Genomic DNA, 18,044 nt, shown 5'->3' on the forward strand with positions numbered 1-18,044 from the left:
TCAGTTTGAGCAGGTCAGATGCAGGGTGAGGACGGCCTGAACGAGGTTGGTGATGCGGGTGGTGCTGCTGCGGATCTTGCGCAGGAGTCGCCAGGTCTTGAGGGTGGCCATGGCCTGCTCGACGAGCGCGCGGATCCTCGCGTGCGAGCGGTTGACAGCTTGCTGCCCTGCGGAGAGCGTCTCCCAGCGACCCCAGTAGGGCAGTCGTACGGTGCCGCCGGCGCCCCGGTAGCTCTTGTCGGCCCAGCATTCCACGCCGGCTTCCTCCAGTGCGTCGATGATGTCGTGGGTTCGCGCGGCCTTGATGTCGTGGACTGCTCCAGGCAGCGCGGGAGATGCCCACAGCAGCCGCCCCGCCGGATCGGTGATCACCTGCACGTTCATGCCGTGCTTCTTGTGCTTCCCGGAGTAGAAGGGCCGGTCGGCGGCGATTCGGTCGATCGGCAGCAGCGTGCCGTCCAGCATCACGAATGCCTTGGTGGAGGCGGTCTTCATCGCTTCGGCGAGTGTCGGTGCGAGGGCGGCCAGGACATCGATGGCCTCGGCGATGTACCGGTAGGCGGTCGTGGTGCCAACGCCGAAACCGGCGGCCAGCTGGGCGTAGGTATGGCCGGAGCGCAGGTGCGCGAGAACGAGCAGGGCCTGGCGGCCCGCGCTCACGCGGCGCCATCGTGTTCCACGTTCCTGGCGGCGGGCCCGCAGGAGAGCGGACAGGTAGCGCAAGGTCGAGGTGGACACAGAGATGCCGGACGGGTAGACGAGCACGCGGAAGCTCTTCCCGGGGTGCTCGCGTCGATGGCACGGTCATCCAAGGACGGGACTTCTCCGGCTCCATCCACTTCGGCAAGTAGCGTCGCCACCCAATGGATGGCGCACCGCCGGTGAGGTCGGCGGCGTGGCGTGTGGGCAGGTCATACGGCGGGGGCTTCGGGCGGGAGCTCGGCGTCGAGCCAAGAGATGAAGAACATTACTGAGCCGCCGAAGTGCTCGCGTACCCGTGCCTGGATGGCTCGCAGCTCGGGCCCGGGGACGAAGTCGTGCGTGGTGCTTCCCCCGCATCTCCATAGGCACGGACGTGTGCGGTGGGGGCCCGCGCACGCGTTTGAGTTTCCGTCCAGGGGATTGACAACCGCAGTGTGCGTGATCAAGCTCGTGTCCAGTCTCCTATTAATACGTATTAATAGGAGACTGGAGCCAAGCGACACCATCTGTGAGTGAGGTTGGTATGGGCACGGCGACCGACGAGGCCGTACAGGCGCGGGCCTGGGAAGTGTTCTCCCCGTCTGCTTTCGACGGTGAGGTTGTATTCGTCACCGGGGCGGCTGGCGGCATGGGCTTCGAGACCGCGCGGGCGTTCGCGGCCTGCGGTGCCAGCGTGGTCCTCGCCGACCGGGATGCAGACGGTGTGCAGAGGGCTGCCGCGCAGATTCCCGGCTCCTGCGGCGTGGTGCTGGATATCACCGACGAGGAGTCGGTCGTGCAAGTGATGGAGCAGGTCGCGCAGGATTTCGGGCGCATTGACCACGTCGCGCACTGCGCTGCGGTGATCACCTCACAGCACACTCGGGAGGCCGACGCCGGGCACTGGCGTCGGGTGCTTGACGTGAATCTCGTGGGTACCTTTGCCGTGGCCCAGCAGGCCTTGCACCACATGGAATCGGCCGGCCGTGGCTCAGTAGTGCTGGTTGCCTCGGACGCTGGGTTCCGCGGCGGTGGCGGTCTGATCTGCGATTCAGCCTATGCGGCGAGCAAGGCCGGCGTGCTGTCCCTAGTGAAGTCCCTGGCCCGCGAGTTCGCCTCTTCGGGCGTGCGCGTCAACGCCGTCGTGCCCGGGCCCAGTGACACTCCCATGCACACCGGAGTTGCCGACGAACTCAAGCAACGTATCGCTTCGAATATCCCGGTTGGCCGGATGGGCCGGGCTGAGGACATGGCCGCCGCGATCCTGTTCCTGTGCTCGCCGGGCGCCGCCTTTGTGCAGGGCGCCGCCTTCGACGTCGACGGCGGGTTGATGCTGCGATGAGCTCCCAGGGCGGAGGGCAGCGATCCGGGAGGCCCCGACAGGCGGACATCGCCCGCATCGCCGGGGTCTCGCAGGCGACGGTCTCGCTGGTACTCAACGGCAACGAGGCGGGCCTCGCGTTGGCGCAGTCAACCCGGGCGCGGGTGCTGGGCGCTGCCCGACAGCTGGGCTATGTCGCGGATCCCGCAGCGCGCCGGCTGGTGGCGCGCAGCAACCGGCTGCTCGGCGTTTACACCTTCATGGCCACCTTCCCGGTAGATTTCCGCAACTCCTACTACCCCTTCCTGGTGGGAGTGGAGGAGGAGGCGGCCGCGCAGGGCTACGACCTGTTGCTGTTCACCGGTTCCGGGTCGACCAGGCCAGAGAAACAGGCGGACGGACTGAACCGGCTGCGCTTGGCCGATGGTTGCGTGCTGATAGGCCGTCATGCACCGACGGAGGAGCTGCTGCGTCTCCTCGACGACGGGTTCCCCTTGGTCTACGTGGGTCGCAACGACACCGTGGGTTCCCAACTGCCCTACATCGGCGCTGATTACGTACGGGCGTCGGCCGATGTCGTGACGGAGCTGGCCCGGCTGGGGCACCGGAGGCTGGCTTACGTCCGCGAACCCGACCAGGCGGTCGCCTCATTGGATCGGGAGGAGGGCTTTCGGCTCGGACTACAGGAGAACGGGGTCCATGGCGAGGTCGTGTACACGGACGGCTCCGACCTGAACGAGGCACGGCTGCGCGGCTGGCTGGAGGCGGGCACCACCGCGTTCGTGGCGGAGTCCACCGATACCCAGGCGGCGGCCGACGCCCTGCGCGCCTGCGCCGCCTCAGCCGGGCTTAAGTACCCGCAGGATTTCTCGCTCGCCATGCTCGGCGAGGAGGTCAATCCCCAGCCCGGCGCCCCGGTGGTGACCGGATTCGCCGTGCCGCGCCCAGAAATGGGCCGCCGGGCGGCACGCATGCTGATCGAACTGCTCTCGGGAGACGGCGCCGCAGCGCACCAGGAACTGCTCGCCTGCCCGCCGGTGGCCGGCGAGACCACTGGACCGCCGCGCTGACGCAGAGCTAACTCCCACCCAAGAAAGGAACTTCGTGTCAGAGATCCGAACCGAGGTGCTCGTTGTCGGTGGCGGGCTCGGCGGGGTCGCCGCTGCCCACGCCGCCTGCCGTGCGGGCCGCAAGGTCGTCCTCACCGAGTCCACCGACTGGCTGGGCGGTCAGCTCACGAGCCAGGCGGTGCCGCCGGACGAGCACCCCTGGATCGAACAGTTCGGCTGCACAGCGTCCTACCGGCAACTGCGTGACGACATCCGGGACTACTACCGCACGCACTACCCCCTCAACTCCGCCGCTCGGGCGGACCGCCGGCTCAACCCGGGCGCCGGACGGGTGAGCAAGCTGTGCCACGAACCGCGGGTCGCCCTGGCCGTCATCGAGGCGATGCTCGCCCCGCACCGTGCCTCGGGCCGGCTGACCTTCCTGCTCGAGCACTCCCCGATCGAAGCCCACACTGACGGCGATAGCGTCCGCGCGGTCACGCTGCGAGACGACGAGACCGGTCAGACGGTCACCGTCTCGGCCGACTACGTCCTGGACGCGACCGAGTGCGGCGACCTCCTGACGTTGGCCGGTGCGGAGTACGTAACCGGTGCGGAGAGCCGAGACCGGCACGGCGAGCCCAGCGCCCCCGAGGTCGCGGACCCGGCCAACATGCAGGGCATCACGTTCTGCTTCGCGATCGAGCACCGCGCGGTCGAGAACCACGTGATCGACCGACCACGCGACTACGACTTCTGGCGCAGCTATCAGCCGGACTTCTGGCCGGGCCCGCTGCTGGGATTGAAGGCCCCCGACCCGCGCACGCTCGAGGTGGAGGAGCGGATCTTCAACCCGGAGCCCGGCGACGACCCGACCGCCGTCTTCGCCGACCAGAGCAAGGACCAGGGTGACAAGGACCTGTGGCGTTTCCGCCGGATCATCGCCCGCGGCAACCACCTGCCCGGCGCATTCGGTTCGGACGTCACTCTGGTCAACTGGCCGATGAACGACTATTGGTTGGGCAACATCCTCGAGGTCGACCCGGAGACCGCGGCCCGCAACATCGATCAGGCCAAACAGCTGTCGCTGAGCCTGCTGTACTGGCTGCAGACCGAGGCGCCGCGGCCCGACGGCGGCACCGGGTTCCCGGGCCTGCGCCTGCGCCCCGACATCGCCGGCACGCGCGACGGCCTGGCCAAGGCGCCGTACGTGCGCGAGTCCCGCCGCATCGAGGCGGTCACCACGGTGACCGAGAACGACGTGTCGCTGGCCGTCCGCGGCGAGCGCGGCGCCACCCGCTACCCCGACTCGGTCGGCATCGGCAGCTACCGGATCGACCTGCACCCCTCCACGGGCGGAGACAACTACATCGACGTGGGCAGCCTGCCGTTCCAGATCCCGCTCGGCGCGCTGCTCCCGGTGCGGGTGGGCAACCTGCTGCCCGCCGCCAAGAACATCGGCACCACACACATCACCAACGGCTGCTACCGGCTGCACCCCGTGGAGTGGAACATCGGCGAGGCCGCTGGCGCGCTGGCTGCGCACTGTCTGGAGCGTGGCCTCCAGCCGCACCAGATACAGGCGGATCCGAAGCTGCTGGCGGCCTTTCAGGCCGTTCTGGTCCAGCAGGGTTTCGAGCTCGCCTGGCCCGATGTGAGGGGGTACTGAGCCACCACCGCAGCAAGCGGCGAGTCCAGCGTGGGCTACGCCCGCCGTATCCCGGTGGCCGAGCTCGTGGACGTTGCTGGTCGTAGCCGACGGACCCGCGCGCATCGCGGCCGCGATCTGCGCCGCCAGGACCGGTGCGCGCACCATTCTGGTGGAGCGATCACGGCTACCTCGGTGGCAACCTGACCGCCGGCCTGGTAGGCGTGCATGACCTCTTACTCCCTGGACGGCTCCGAGCAGCTCATCCGGGGCGTCTTCGACGAGCTGGTCCGGCGGATGGCCGCCGACGGGCACGCCCGCCACCCCCGCAGATCCCGGCATCCAGCCCGTACTGCGGGTTCACGATCGGCCACGACAAGGTCACGCCGATTGAGCCGAGGCGTCCTCGAGGCCGGGGTGGCGCTGCACTACCGCACCCTCGTCGCGGACTTCGGCAAGCGCAACGGTGGCGCGCTGGCCGACACCGAGCCGTTGCGATCGGCTCCGGCGCCGTTCCCGGCGATGCCAGACATCGAACGCGCCGTCAAAGACCAGCCATGGGTTGCCTTCCGCGCCAACCTGTCCTCGGTGCCGCCCGTGGATGGCCGACCGTGCTGGCCTGGCTGCTCATCGTCGAGAAGGCTCCGCCTCCAGCGAGTTCGATGCCGCGCTGCCGATGCGCGGATCATGCTGCTACGCCCGCCGTTCGAGCGCAAGAAGCCCCCGTAAGAGAGCTGGAAGCAGTCCCACATGCGTAACTTCCTTTCGCGCACCAGGTATTGACATCCGCCGGCGCCCTCTGCACTCTTACTCGAAATCACCGAAGCTAATACGCATTAGTAAGCGCATCTGATTCAGGGAGGCGAGGACATGGCTGGGTATGTCGCGCGTCGGCTCATGCAGTCGATCTTCGTCGTGTGGGGTGCGGTGACAGTCACCTTCCTGGTGGTGCGTCTGGTACCCGGAGACCCGGCAGCCCTTCTTCTCGGTCCGTTCTCCACCGATACCGAGCGGGCGGCGTTGCGAGCACAGCTCGGTCTCGACCGGCCGTTTCTGCTCCAGTACGCGAGCTACCTCATCGATGTGTTGAAGCTCGACTTCGGCCGGTCCTTCCGCCTCGACGCAGAGGCAATGCCTCACGTCCTGGCGACCTTCCCAGCGACATGCACCCTTGCTGTGGGAGCGATGTTCGTGACCCTGCTGCTCAGTTTCCCGATGGGAATCGTGGCGGCGCGACGCCCCCATGGACTCGTGGATCAGATGATCTCGACGGCTTCTCTGGTGGGTCAGTCCCTTCCCCAATTCTGGGTTGGGATCATGCTTATTCTGATCTTCGCTGCTGGTCTGGGCCTTTTCCCGAGCTCAGGAGCCGGCTCACTGCACAGTCTCGTGCTGCCTGCGTTCGCGCTTGCCCTGCCGTACGTGGGTTGGCTCGCACGGCTAGTCCGAGCCGGACTGCTGGAAGAACTCAGTGCCGATTACGTCAGGACGGCGCGTGCCAAGGGGCTCAGCGAACGGGTCGTCTTCTCCTCTCATGCATTGCGCAACGCGCTTGTCCCGGTCGTCACCGCCGCGGCACTCGTCCTGGGAACGTTCCTTGGCGGCGCCGTGATCGTCGAGGTGGTCTTCGCCTGGCCGGGCGTGGGCAAGCTCCTCATCGATTCCATCTCCTTCCGCGACTACGCGGTCGTGCAGGCGGCTGTCGTTCTCATCGCGGTGGTCTACGCGGGCCTCAACCTCATCGTCGACCTTCTCTACGGCTCTCTCGATCCGCGCATACGCCTGGCAGGTGACTAGCGATGACTTTCCTTGCGACATCCACGCCGTCGGCTAGCACGACGGAAGCAGTACGTCCACGACGCCGTCGAAGGCACGGAATCTTCCTTCTCCTGGCATCCGGCTTCACGTCGTTGTACGTGCTGGTCGCCGTGTTCGGGCCGATGCTCGTCCCGTACAACCACGTCAAGGCTGGCATCGTCGACCGGCTCAGGCCGCCGGGAGCGATATTGAGCACCGGCCACATGGCGTTGCTGGGCACCGACCAGGTGGGGCGTGACATCTTTGCGCAGGTCGTTCAAGGTGCGCGCGTGTCGCTGCTGGTTGCCGTCGGAACCATCGTCATCGGTGGCGGTATCGGGCTCATCCTCGGCATGGTCGCCGGCTACTTCGGCGGCCTTCTCGACACGGCAATCATGCGTTTCGCCGATGTGCAACTCTCGTTCCCCGGCATCCTGCTCGCGATTCTTCTCGCATCCGTCCTGGGACCGAGTCTGCTCAACGTGATCATCGTGCTCGCGGTGTTGCGCTGGGTAATCTTCGCGCGCCTGGTCCGCGGATCGACGCTCGCGACGCGTGGCCGGGAATTCGTCGACTCCGCTCGCGTCCTCGGGTTGGGTACGCCACGGATCCTGCGCAAGTACATCTTTCCTTCAGTGCTCACGCCATTCCTGGTAACGGCAACCGTGCAGGTCGGGCTCATGATCGTCGCCGAAGCGTCACTCAGCTTCCTCGGTCTGGGGGTTCCGCCGTCGACACCCTCGTGGGGAACCACGATCGCCAACGGCCGACAGTACCTGGCGTCTGCCTGGTGGATTGCCACCATCCCGGGGATCGTCCTCGCCCTCGTCGTGCTCAGCCTGGGCGTCCTCGGCGATCATCTGCGTGACCGTCTCGACCCGAAGCTCAACGGCTAACGCAGCGCCCGGATCCAACCGGAAGGAGACCGACATGAAAGATGCCCGTAACACCCCCAGCCACCACCTCGCAGACCGATTGGGGCGCCGCGATTTCCTTCGGCTCGGCGGCTACGGAATCACCGGTGCCATGCTCGCCGGAACCTCAGGCTGCGGAGTCCTGAGCGGCGGCGAATCCAGTGGCGGCGGAGGCAAGGCCGGATCGCTCACCGCCGCCTACGGCCGTTCGTTGGACAACCTCGACCCCCATGGAGCGTTCGCTGCTGCGGAGCCAACCCGGCTCGCCAGTGAGCAGATCTTTGACTCCCTGCTCGGCCGAGTCGACGGAAAGATCGTCCCGAGGCTCGCGGCAAAATGGGACAATCCCCACCCGAAGACCTGGGTGTTCACGCTCAGGGACGACGTCACCTTCCATGACGGCAGTCCGTTGACGGCCCGGGACGTAGCAGCTTCGATCGAGCGTCAAGCGAAGACTGACTCGCCACTCGCCGACTTGTGGGAGCTGCTCGACCGGGCGCAAGCGGAGGACGACCGGACCGTAGTCGTGCAGAGCAAGGAGCCCCTGGGCACGGTCCTGGCCAATATGACGCTCATGCGCGTGCTGCCAGCAGACAAGATGGACAAGCCTGACTTCTTCCAGAAGCCCATCGGCAGCGGGCCGTACAAGGTGACCCAGTTCGCACCGGGTAGTCAGCTCTCGCTCGAAGCCAACACCCACTACTGGGACGGAAAACCCGACACCCCCCGCGTGGTGCTTCGGATCGTCACCGAGGAAGCCAGCCGGATCACCGGGCTGGAAACCGGCGAGACCCAGCTCACCTGGCCCATCCCCGGAGATCAGCTCAAGCGACTCGAGGACAGCGAGGACGTCACCATCCTCGACACAGCCAGCTACCAGTACTGGTTCAACTGGTTCAACTGCAGCCGCAAGCCGTTCACCGATCCCGACGTGCGGCGCGCACTGTGGCATGCGATCGATGCCAAGGCACTCGCGAAGAACATCTTCCCTGGGTCAGCACAGGTCGCCCGAGCGCCCATCTCATCGTCGGTCTTCGGGTACGCCGCCCAGGAGCCCTACGCCTACGACCCCAAGAAGGCCAAATCGCTGCTTGCGAAGGCGGGATTCCCCAACGGCTTCTCGACCTCGGTGATGTGGAACCAGAGCCAGGCACCGCAAATCCGCCAGGTCGCCGAAACCATGATCTCGTACTGGCGAGAGATCGGCGTGAAAGTCCAGCCGCAGGAATTGGAGGAAGCCCAGTGGACGGAACGCCTACTCGCACTCGACTGGGATATGGATCTGCAGACCAACGTCACCGCGACCGGTGACGCGGACTACTCGCTGGGCCGGTTGTACCTGTCGTCTGCCAATCGCCTCGGTTACAAGAACCCGAAACTCGACAAGGTCCTCAACGCTGCCCGGCAGTCGCAGGACCAGAACAAGCGGAAGCAGCTCTACTCCGAGGCCTGCCGCATCATCTGGCAGGAAGCGCCTGGCATCTTCCCGATCGAGATGCGGCTCAACTTTGCCACTCGCAAGAACGTCCGGGGTTTCGAGGCCACACCTGACGAGTCACCAAGCCTGCGACAGGTACGGCTCACCTGACGCCGGCCTGGCAGCGATCACGAGAAGGAAAGACGCCGATGATGCCTAGGGCGACTCACGACCGGAACGACACGAGAACGCACAGCGCGCCACTCCTGGAGGTCAGCGATCTCGTCGTGGAGTTCGAGACCCGTCGGGGCACGGTGCGTGCGGTCGACGAGGTGTCCTGGAGCCTGCACGAGGGGGAGACGCTCGCGATTCTTGGTGAGTCGGGCAGCGGCAAGAGCCAGACCTGTCTGGCAGTCCTCGGCCTGCTGCCCAAGCCAACCGGACGGATTGCCTCTGGCGAGGTGCGGTTCAGGGGAGACGACCTGGCTCAGCTCCCTGACAGGGAGTTGCGCAAGGTCCGGGGTGAAGCAATCTCGATGATCTTCCAAGATCCTTTGAGCGCCCTCAATCCAGTGCTCACCGTCGGATACCAGATCGGGGAGGCCTTGCGGCGGCGTCGCGGTCTGCGCCGCGCCGCCTCGCGCGCCAAGGCGGTGGAACTCATGCAACTGGTGCGCATCCCCGATGCAGAACAACGAGTGGACCAGTATCCGCACCAATTCTCCGGCGGCATGCGGCAGCGAGTCGTCATCGCCATGGCACTAGCCCTGGACCCGGATCTGATCATCGCCGACGAGCCGACTACAGCGCTCGATGTCACCGTCCAGAAGCAGATCCTGAGGCTGTTGCAGCAGCTTCAGCAGCATCGGCGCATGAGCCTTGTCCTGATCTCACACGATCTCGCCGCCGTCGCTGATACCGCCGAGCGCGTGCTCGTCATGTACGCAGGGCGGGTCGTCGAGACGGGCGCGCTGCGCCCCGTGTATGAGGCACCCGCACACCCGTACACGCTGGGGCTCATGAAGTCGGTCCCCTCCCTGGACGGAGCGGAGGAGGACCTCGTCCCGATCGAGGGGGCACCGCCCGACCCACAAGCCCTGCCTACCGGATGTGCTTTTCATCCACGGTGTCCGTACGCGCGCGAGCGGTGCCATGGTGAACGTCCGGTGCTGCGTGAGATCGCCCCCGGGCGCGCAAGCGCGTGCCACTTCGCCGAGGAGGTGATCACCCGTGGTTGCAGTGCAGGCTGAACCTCTTCTGGAGGTCATCGACCTCACCACCACGTTCCCGATCAAGGGGGGGATACTGCGTCGGCCAGTCGGCCATGTGCAGGCGGTTTCGGGTGTGAACTTCGAAATTCGGCCTGGTGAGACTCTCGGCCTCGTAGGCGAGTCGGGCTGCGGCAAGTCCACCGTTGCCCGGACACTGGTCGGTCTCACCCGGCCGGCCAGTGGCCAAGTGCGGTTCCGCGGCCAAGATCTCATCGGGCTCACGAGCCTCCAGCTAAGAGCCCTGCGCCGTGACATCCAGCTGGTGTTCCAGGACCCGTTCGCCTCGTTGAATCCGCACATGACCGTGCGAGAGCTCGTCGCCGAAGGATGGGAGGTCTACCCCGACATCGTTCCGCGCGGACAACGGAAGCAGGAACTGCACGACCTGCTCGAACGCGTCGGGCTCAACCCAGGACAAGCGGACCGTTATCCGCACCAGTTTTCCGGGGGCCAGCGGCAGCGGATCTGCATCGCTCGGGCACTCGCGCTGCGGCCAAAGCTTCTCATCTGCGACGAGGCCGTCTCTGCGCTGGACGTCTCGATCCAGGCGCAGATTCTCAACCTCCTCCAAGAGCTCCAGCGCGACCTCGGTCTGGCCTATCTGTTCATCTCTCACGACCTTGCCGTCGTCCGGCACGTCAGCCATCGCGTCGCGGTGATGTATCTGGGCAAAATCGTCGAGACCGGCCCACGGGAGCAGCTGTTCGCGCGGCCGTCGCATCCGTACACGCAGGCGTTGCTGTCCGCCGCTCCCGTGCTCCAACCATGGGCGGCATCTGACGACCCAGCACCCCTCCTCGAGGGAGACCTGCCCTCTCCAGCAAATCCCCCGAGCGGCTGCCGCTTTCGGACCCGTTGCTGGCAGGTACAGGAGCGGTGCGCGGTAGAGGAACCGGTACTGGTGCAGCGCGGGGAACACGCAACCGCTTGCCACTTCGCCGAGCCGAGCCCTGCGGCCGCTGTCCAACAGACCGTTGGCCGCACGAGAGTTGACCAGACATGATCGAGACTGCGCACGAATCATCCGCTCCTTGGTTCGTCTTCGGGCATGACCAATTCCAGGGCCACGTGGCTGTGGTCACGAGAGCGGCAAGCAGGGGGGGACATGCGTTCGCCGCGCTCGAGGCGCGGATCGCCCGGGTCGACCATGTTGCCCACTGTGCAGCCGTCATCACATCCACCCCCACCCCCACACTCGATGCCGACGCCGCGCACTGGCGCCGTGTGCTCGACAACCTCATCAGGGCGTTCCTCGTCGCGCAGGAGTCCCTTCGCCGGATGGCCGAGGTTCAGCGCGGGACCATGGCGCTCGTGGCCAGCGACGCCGGTTACCGCGACGGTGGCGGTCTGATCGCCGATGCGCCGTACGCTGCCAGCAATGCCGGAGTTCTGTCGCTCGTGAAGTCGTTGGTGCGGGAGTTCGAGGGCTCGGGAGCGCGTGTGAATGCCTTGGTCCCGGGCCCCACAGATACTCCGATGCACGAAGGAATCGCTCACCGGATGAAGGAGCGCATCGCCGCCGGCATCCCTCTCGGATGCATGGGGCGACCGGAGGATATGGCTGCGGCGATCGTTTTCCTCTCTTCCGCCGCCGGTTCCTTCATCCATGGTGCAGCGCCCCACGTGGACGGAGGCGCGATGCTGCGATGAGCGCTCGACCACAGTCACGCCGTATCAGGCAGGCGGACATCGCCCGGTTGGCCGGGGTCTCCCAGACCACGGTGTCGCTGGTCCTGGCGGGCAAGGCCGACGCTGCCGCGCTCGCCCAAGAAACGCGAAGCGCAGTCCTCAAGGCGGCTCGGCAGCTCGGCTACGTCGCCGATCCGGCGGCCCGCAGACTTGCGGCGGGTCGCAACAACCTCCTCGGGCTGCACACATTCATGCCGGCGTTCCCGGTGGACCAGCGGAACCCGTACTATCCCTTCCTCGTCGGCGTCGAGGAGGAAGCAGCAGCCCAAGGCTACGACCTTCTCCTCTTCACCAGCGCTCCCGCCACAGGCACCGGACACCGGGAAGACCCGCTGCATCGGCTGCGGCTCGCGGACGGATGCGTGCTCATCGGACGCCACGCGCCCGTCGCGGAGGTCTCGGCGCTGCTCGACAGCGAGTTCCCGCTTGTCTACATCGGTCGCCGCGAGGAGTTTGGCGACCGGTTGCCCTATGTCGGCGCTGACTATGTCACCGCGACCGCCGAGCTCGTCCGCCACCTGCACATGCTCGGACACCGTCAGATCGTGTACGTGCGGGAGACCGACGACGCAGTTGCCTCCCTCGACCGCGAGCGCGGATTCCGAGAAGCCATCCGGGAACTGGATGCGGCTCCAGCCGGAGGCAGTGTCGTCCGCACCAACGGCTCCGACCTAACGGCCGATCTCCTGCGGGGTTGGCTTGACGGCGGCGTCACCGCAGTCATCGCCGAAAGCACCGACACCCTAGCCGCAGAACGCGCTGTGCAATCCGTCGCTGCGACGCTGGGGGCGCGCTATCCCACCGATTTCTCATTCGCCCTTGCGGGTTCACAGGTCGCCCGTGAGGTGGGCGAGCCGATCATCACCGGCTACCGCTCGCTCAAACGGGAGATGGGGCACGAGGCCGTCCGAGTACTCGCCGACCTCCTGTCCGGAGAACACGTGTCACAGACACGGCGTCAACAGCTCCTCGCATGCACCTTCATCGAGGGAGAGACCACAGGCCCGCCTCCGTGATCCCAAGGGACATGCCGCGGGAGCCACAGTCGTCACCTATGTCTCAGCGATAAAGGCGAACGGAGTCCCCAGCGTGCGTGAAATCCATGCAAACCGCGTCATCGTCGGCGACATCCTCGGAGGCCCAGCTCACTTCCCAGGCACTCCCATCGGACGAGAACCCGTGGATCGAGCAGTTCAGATGCACAGCGTCCTACCGACAGCTGCGCGAGCTAAGCGAGTCGCTGAACCACATCAGACACAAGAGGCCGAGGTCCCTGCGTGATGAGTTCGCCCACCTGCTTGAACGTGCCGGGGGCCAGCAGTACTGGCTGGACGTACGTGGCTACTGAACTACCCCAATCGAGCCTCCAACGAGGAGTGGAATCATGACCAGCTGGACCTATTCGCGTGAGCTCCCAGTATCGGAGCCGGTCGACGTTTTGGTAGCAGGAGCAGGGCCTGCGGGTATCGCCGCTGCCGTGGCCGCAGCCCGTCGCGGGGCGAGGACGACACTCGTCGAGCGGTTCGGCTTCCTCGGCGGCAACCTCACCGCCGGGCTGGTCGGCCCGTGCATGACGTCGTACTCGCTTGACGGATCCCGTCAACTCATCCGTGGCGTCTTCGAAGAATTCGTCCAGCGAATGGAAGCTCTGGGGGGAGCGATCCACCCCTCGAAGACGCAGGCCGGCGATCCCTACGCAGGCTTCATCACCTACGGGCACGACAAGGTCACACCGTTCGAGCCCGAAACGGCCAAGAGCGTGGCGATGGAGATGTGCCTGGACGCGGGCGTCACGCTCCTGCTGCACACCTTCATCGCGGACGTGATCAGCGAGGACGGGCGGGTGAACGGGGTCGTGTGCGCGAGCAAGAGTGGTCTCCACGTTCAGCCAGCCCAGATATTCGTGGACTGCACCGCGGACGGTGATGTCGCTGCGCGCGGTGGTGCGGACACGGTCTTCGGGCGCGAAGGCGACGGCCTGGTCCAGCCCATGACGGTCTTCTTCCGGATCTCCGATGTCGACGACGAGCGCGTTGAGCAGTACGTCCGTTCTCATCCCGACGACATTCGGCCATTTGCCTCGATAGTCGAGAAGGCTCGCGCCCAGGGACGGTTTCCTGCCCCGCGACGCGGCGTCGGAATGTACAAGACGCTGCGCTCAGGGGTGTGGCGGATCAACACCACGCGAGTACTGGGCCGGGACGGCACCAACGCACAGGACCTCACGTCAGCCGAGATCGAAGGCCGCCGTCAGGTGGATGAGCTCATGCGGTTCTTCCGTGAGAATCTTCCCGGGTTCGAGCGGTGCGAGCTGTTGGACACCGCGTCGACCGTGGGGGTGCGCGAGACGCGACGTGTCGTCGGTGACTACGTGCTGAGTCTCGAGGACCTTCAGGAAGGTCGCCACTTCGACGACGTCATCGCGCTGTGTGCGTACCCGGTTGACATCCATGACCCCGCTGGCGCGGGCGGGGGTGTTGACGACTCCTTCGGCACAGCGAACTACTATGAGATCCCGTACCGCTGTCTGCTACCGAGTGAAGTCGAGAACCTGTTGGTCGCTGGGCGCTGCGTCTCGGCGACCCACGAGGCACTCGCCGCGATCCGGGTCATGCCTCCCTCGTTCGCCATGGGCGAGGCAGCTGGAACCGCCGCTGCCCTCGCGTGCGCGGATAACCTCACGCTCAGGCAGCTTCCTGTTCCAGATCTCCAGCATGCGCTGGTCGACCAGGGCGGCTACCTCGGCGAGGTGCTGCGGCCATGAGCGTGGTACTGCCCGATCCGGCGTGTGCTGACCACCGTCTCCAGGGCTGTGCCCAGCTTGACTGAGGGCGGGGCTGGTGGGGCACGCGCTGAAAGGACCGTCCGGCGAACGCAGTTGCAGCAGTGCCGGTCGAGATGGTCGCGGTGCCACAGCGAGGGCCCGGCGAGCCCGGCCCCGGTGTCTGTGAACTGCTGCCAGGCCAGCCACAAAGCGTGCAGGCGGGCGACGGCCTCGGGGTGCTCCGTCCACTGCTGGCACCACGGGCGAGTGGAGGTGACCTCGCGCCCGTAGACCGGCAGCAGCAGGTCGTCCACCCAGACCTTCAGCGCTGCCAACTCCTCCGCGTACGCCCTGCCGGCCAGCGCCAGGATGAAGAGGGAAGCAGCCTCGGCCTGGCCGTCGCCGCCTGAAGCTGTATCGGTTTCCCGTCCGGGCTCTTCCTCCCCGCTGTCAGGCGGGGACGGCCGCTCGTCGGTGAGCCGGGTGAGGGTCTCGCCCTGCTTGCGGGTCTCGGCGACCAGACCGCTGACCGTGGAGACGAGGTCATCCAGGTTGTGGTCCGGTCGCCGTACCGGCTCGTTCTCGTCGACGGACTCCGACATGGATATTCCCTTCCTTGCCCGGGTGTTGGGGCGTCGAGGATCCGGAGAAAGGAGGGTTTGCCCCGGCCGGGAACTGGGTGTAGAAGGGCGGCTCAACTGCCGGAGCAATGACGGCAGGTGGCCGTGGGCGGAGCGAGGATCCGCAACGCCTGGATGGCTTGGTGCGGTACGACACCGGCACAGAGCTGTGAGTTGGGTGTCCGTTGCCAATGAAGTGAGCTGGCCATGAGGTGATGAGCTGCGACGACAAGTTCATTGAGCTCACTGACAATCCGACTTGGGTGCCACCGCGGCCGAAGTAGGGTGCCTTCTCCGGGATCAGCAGTGAATGAAAGCCGGGCATGATGCGCGAAAAACTGCAGGCCAGGAAGTGGATCGTCCGATCGAGGATGCGGCGGGAGACATGGCGGCAGCGTCGTCCCCGTATGCGCGGGGAACTGCCGGAAGCCCCAGCACAGCCCTCCATGCACAGGAACACACCAGGGACTTTTCAGGGACTTTCAGCTCCGTCACAGGGACTTCTGAGGGACGCTCCGCCGTACAGAAGAGTAAGCCTGTGACAGAGCTGAAAGAGACGAATTACCTGCTCAGAGGCGGTGTCCTCAGCACTCGATGACGTTGACCGCGAGGCCGCCCCGCGCCGTCTCCTTGTACTTGACCTTCATGTCGGCGCCGGTGTCCTTCATCGTCTTGATCGCCTTGTCCAGCGAGACGTGGTGGCGGCCGTCTCCGCGCAGGGACATGCGGGCGGCGGTGACCGCCTTGACCGCGGCCATGCCGTTGCGTTCGATGCAGGGGATCTGGACGAGGCCGCCGATGGGGTCGCAGGTGAGGCCGAGGTTGTGCTCGATGCCGATCTCGGCGGCGTTCTCCACCTTCTCGGGGCCGCCGCCCAGCACCTCCGCCAGGCCGCCCGCCGCCATCGAGCAGGCGGAGCCGACCTCGCCCTGGCAGCCGACCTCGGCGCCGGAGATGGACGCGTTCTCCTTGAAGAGCAGGCCGATGGCACCGGCGGCCAGCAGGAAGCGGACGATGCCGTCCTCGTCGGCGCCCGGCACGAACTCGGTGTAGTAGTGCAGGACGGCGGGGATGATGCCGGCCGCGCCGTTGGTGGGGGCGGTCACCACGCGGCCGCCCGCCGCGTTCTCCTCGTTGACCGCCATCGCGTAGAGCGTCAGCCACTCCATGGCGTGCGTCTCGCGGTCGCCCTCGGCGCGCAGCTGGCGGGCCGCGGTCGCCGCCCGGCGGCGTACCTTCAGGCCGCCCGGCAGGATGCCTTCCTGGCTCAGACCACGGGCGACGCACGCCCGCATCGCCTCCCAGATCTCCAGCAGCCCGGCGCGGATCTCCGCCTCCGTCCGCCACGCCTTCTCGTTCTCCAGCATCAGGCCCGAGATCGACAGGCCGGTCTCGCGGGTGAGCCGCAGCAGTTCGTCGCCGCTGCGGAAGGAGTGGGTCAGCGCCGTGTCGTCGAGCTTGACGCGGTCCTCACCCACGGCGTCCTCGTCGACGACGAAGCCGCCGCCCACCGAGTAGTAGGTCTTCTCCAGCAGCGGGGTGCCGGCGGCGTCGTAGGCGAAGAGGGTCATGCCGTTCGCGTGGTACGGGAGGGAGCGGCGCCGGTGCAGGATCAGTTGGGCCGGCTCGTCGAAGTCGATCTCGTGGGCGTCCCCTATCTCCGTGGCCAGCAGCCGCAGCCGCTTGGCCGAGCGGATGGCGGCCACCCGGTCGTCTGCGGCCGCCGCGTCGACGGTGCGCGGGGACTCGCCCTCCAGCCCGAGCAGCACGGCCTTGGCGGTGCCGTGCCCGTGGCCCGTCGCGCCGAGGGAGCCGTACAGCTCCGCCCGTACGGACGCGGTGTGCGCCAGCATGCCCTCGTTCTTGAGCCGGCCGACGAACATCCGGGCAGCGCGCATCGGGCCGACCGTGTGCGAACTGGACGGGCCGATGCCGATCGAGAAGAGGTCGAAGACGGAGATCGCCATGGCGGGCGGCTCCTTTCCGTGCGGTTCCCGGGGTGCCGGCGCGGTGTCCGGGCGGGGAGTGCGGAGGAGGCGGGGTCCCGTGGCGCCGCGACCACGGCTGCGGAGGCGGCTGCGGCGCCACGGGGGTGCGCGCTACTTGTTGAGACCGGAGTAGAGCGGGTGCTTCTCGGCGAGCGCGTTGACGCGGGCGGCCAGCGCCTTCGCCTTGTCCTCGTCGAAGGCGGGCAGCAGTGCCTCGGCGATGATGTCGGCGACCTCCCGGAAATCCTCCTCCTGGAACCCGCGGGTGGCCAGCGCCGGCGTGCCGATGCGCAGGCCCGAGGTGACCATGGGCGGGCGCGGGTCGTTGGGGATCGCGTTGCGGTTGACCGTGATGCCGATCCCGTGCAGCCGGTCCTCGGCCTGCTGGCCGTCGAGTGCGCTGTCGCGCAGGTCGACCAGGACCAGGTGCACGTCCGTACCGCCCGACAGCACAGAGACGCCCGCGTCCACCGAGTCCTGCTGGAGCAGCCGCTCGGCCAGCAGCCGGGCGCCGGTCAGGGTGCGCCGCTGGCGCTCCTTGAACTCCTCGGACGCCGCGATCTTGAAGGACACCGCCTTCGCCGCGATGACGTGCTCCAGCGGGCCGCCCTGCTGACCGGGGAAGACCGCGCTGTTGATCTTCTTCGCATACTCCTGCTTGGAGAGGATCACGCCGCCGCGCGGGCCGCCGAGGGTCTTGTGCGTGGTGGTGGTCACCACGTCCGCGTAGGGGACCGGGGACGGATGCAGCCCGGCCGCCACCAGACCGGCGAAGTGCGCCATGTCGACCATCAGCAGGGCGCCGACCTCGTCCGCGATGCGGCGGAAGGCGGCGAAGTCCAGCTGGCGCGGGTACGCCGACCAGCCCGCGATGATCATCTGCGG

General features: G+C 66.9%; 15 protein-coding genes and 1 pseudogene. 12 read left to right on the forward strand and 4 right to left on the reverse strand.

What is annotated here, in order from left to right; translation table 11 throughout:
- Positions 1-765: an IS5 family transposase gene (locus ACRDP3_RS14170; RefSeq protein ID WP_431517279.1), complete on the reverse strand. Its 765-nt coding sequence runs from the start codon at positions 763-765 to the stop codon at positions 1-3.
- A 460-nt stretch (positions 766-1,225) separates the two neighbouring features.
- Between ACRDP3_RS14170 and ACRDP3_RS14175 the strand changes: the two genes are divergently transcribed.
- From ACRDP3_RS14175 to ACRDP3_RS14230, 12 genes are all read left to right on the forward strand, one after another.
- Entirely contained in the window at positions 1,226-2,023 is a 798-nt protein-coding gene (locus ACRDP3_RS14175) for an SDR family NAD(P)-dependent oxidoreductase (protein ID WP_431517280.1), read from the forward strand.
- Complete coding sequence (locus tag ACRDP3_RS14180) at positions 2,020-3,072, forward strand: LacI family DNA-binding transcriptional regulator (protein WP_431517281.1); 1,053 nt, start codon at positions 2,020-2,022, stop codon at positions 3,070-3,072. The genes ACRDP3_RS14175 and ACRDP3_RS14180 overlap by 4 nt, the downstream gene beginning before the upstream one ends.
- Positions 3,073-3,106: 34 nt before the next feature.
- Positions 3,107-4,720: an FAD-dependent oxidoreductase gene (locus tag ACRDP3_RS14185; protein ID WP_431517282.1), complete on the forward strand. Its 1,614-nt coding sequence runs from the start codon at positions 3,107-3,109 to the stop codon at positions 4,718-4,720.
- 369 nt (positions 4,721-5,089) lie between these two features.
- Entirely contained in the window at positions 5,090-5,428 is a 339-nt protein-coding gene (locus ACRDP3_RS14190) for a hypothetical protein (protein WP_431517283.1), read from the forward strand.
- A 141-nt stretch (positions 5,429-5,569) separates the two neighbouring features.
- Positions 5,570-6,496, forward strand: a complete 927-nt coding sequence (locus tag ACRDP3_RS14195; protein ID WP_431517284.1) for an ABC transporter permease — start codon at positions 5,570-5,572, stop codon at positions 6,494-6,496.
- 119 nt (positions 6,497-6,615) lie between these two features.
- Positions 6,616-7,392, forward strand: coding sequence for an ABC transporter permease (locus tag ACRDP3_RS14200; protein ID WP_431517285.1), 777 nt, complete (start codon positions 6,616-6,618; stop codon positions 7,390-7,392).
- Positions 7,393-7,426: 34 nt separating this feature from the next.
- Positions 7,427-8,998 carry an ABC transporter substrate-binding protein gene (locus ACRDP3_RS14205; protein WP_431517286.1) on the forward strand — a complete coding sequence of 524 codons (1,572 nt, stop codon included), beginning with the start codon at positions 7,427-7,429 and terminating at the stop codon, positions 8,996-8,998.
- A 41-nt stretch (positions 8,999-9,039) separates the two neighbouring features.
- The gene (locus ACRDP3_RS14210; RefSeq protein WP_431517293.1) at positions 9,040-10,077 is read left to right on the forward strand and encodes an ABC transporter ATP-binding protein; all 1,038 of its coding nucleotides are present in this window, start codon (positions 9,040-9,042) and stop codon (positions 10,075-10,077) included.
- Positions 10,067-11,101 (forward strand): ABC transporter ATP-binding protein, encoded by a 1,035-nt coding sequence (locus tag ACRDP3_RS14215; protein WP_431517294.1) that lies wholly within the window; start codon positions 10,067-10,069, stop codon positions 11,099-11,101. The genes ACRDP3_RS14210 and ACRDP3_RS14215 overlap by 11 nt, the downstream gene beginning before the upstream one ends.
- Positions 11,098-11,748 carry an SDR family NAD(P)-dependent oxidoreductase gene (locus tag ACRDP3_RS14220; protein WP_431517287.1) on the forward strand — a complete coding sequence of 217 codons (651 nt, stop codon included), beginning with the start codon at positions 11,098-11,100 and terminating at the stop codon, positions 11,746-11,748. Before ACRDP3_RS14215 ends, ACRDP3_RS14220 begins: the two co-directional genes overlap by 4 nt.
- Positions 11,745-12,803 carry a LacI family DNA-binding transcriptional regulator gene (locus ACRDP3_RS14225; protein WP_431517288.1) on the forward strand — a complete coding sequence of 353 codons (1,059 nt, stop codon included), beginning with the start codon at positions 11,745-11,747 and terminating at the stop codon, positions 12,801-12,803. Before ACRDP3_RS14220 ends, ACRDP3_RS14225 begins: the two co-directional genes overlap by 4 nt.
- A 368-nt stretch (positions 12,804-13,171) precedes the next feature.
- Positions 13,172-14,551, forward strand: coding sequence for an FAD-dependent oxidoreductase (locus ACRDP3_RS14230; RefSeq protein ID WP_431517289.1), 1,380 nt, complete (start codon positions 13,172-13,174; stop codon positions 14,549-14,551).
- A gap of 66 nt (positions 14,552-14,617) precedes the next feature.
- On the opposite strand, the pseudogene ACRDP3_RS14235 reads toward ACRDP3_RS14230, so the two are convergent.
- From ACRDP3_RS14235 to glyA, 3 genes and pseudogenes are all read right to left on the reverse strand, one after another.
- Positions 14,618-15,153 (reverse strand): annotated as a pseudogene (locus tag ACRDP3_RS14235) (DUF4913 domain-containing protein); the annotation flags it as partial.
- Positions 15,154-15,755: 602 nt separating this feature from the next.
- Complete coding sequence (locus tag ACRDP3_RS14240) at positions 15,756-17,138, reverse strand: L-serine ammonia-lyase (protein ID WP_431517290.1); 1,383 nt, start codon at positions 17,136-17,138, stop codon at positions 15,756-15,758.
- Between the two features lie 132 nt (positions 17,139-17,270).
- Positions 17,271-18,044, reverse strand: a 774-nt coding sequence (glyA, locus tag ACRDP3_RS14245; RefSeq protein WP_431517291.1) for a serine hydroxymethyltransferase, incomplete at its 5' end; no start/stop codon positions are given.

This window comes from Streptomyces sp. (genome assembly GCF_050698815.1).
Classification (GTDB): domain Bacteria; phylum Actinomycetota; class Actinomycetes; order Streptomycetales; family Streptomycetaceae; genus Streptomyces.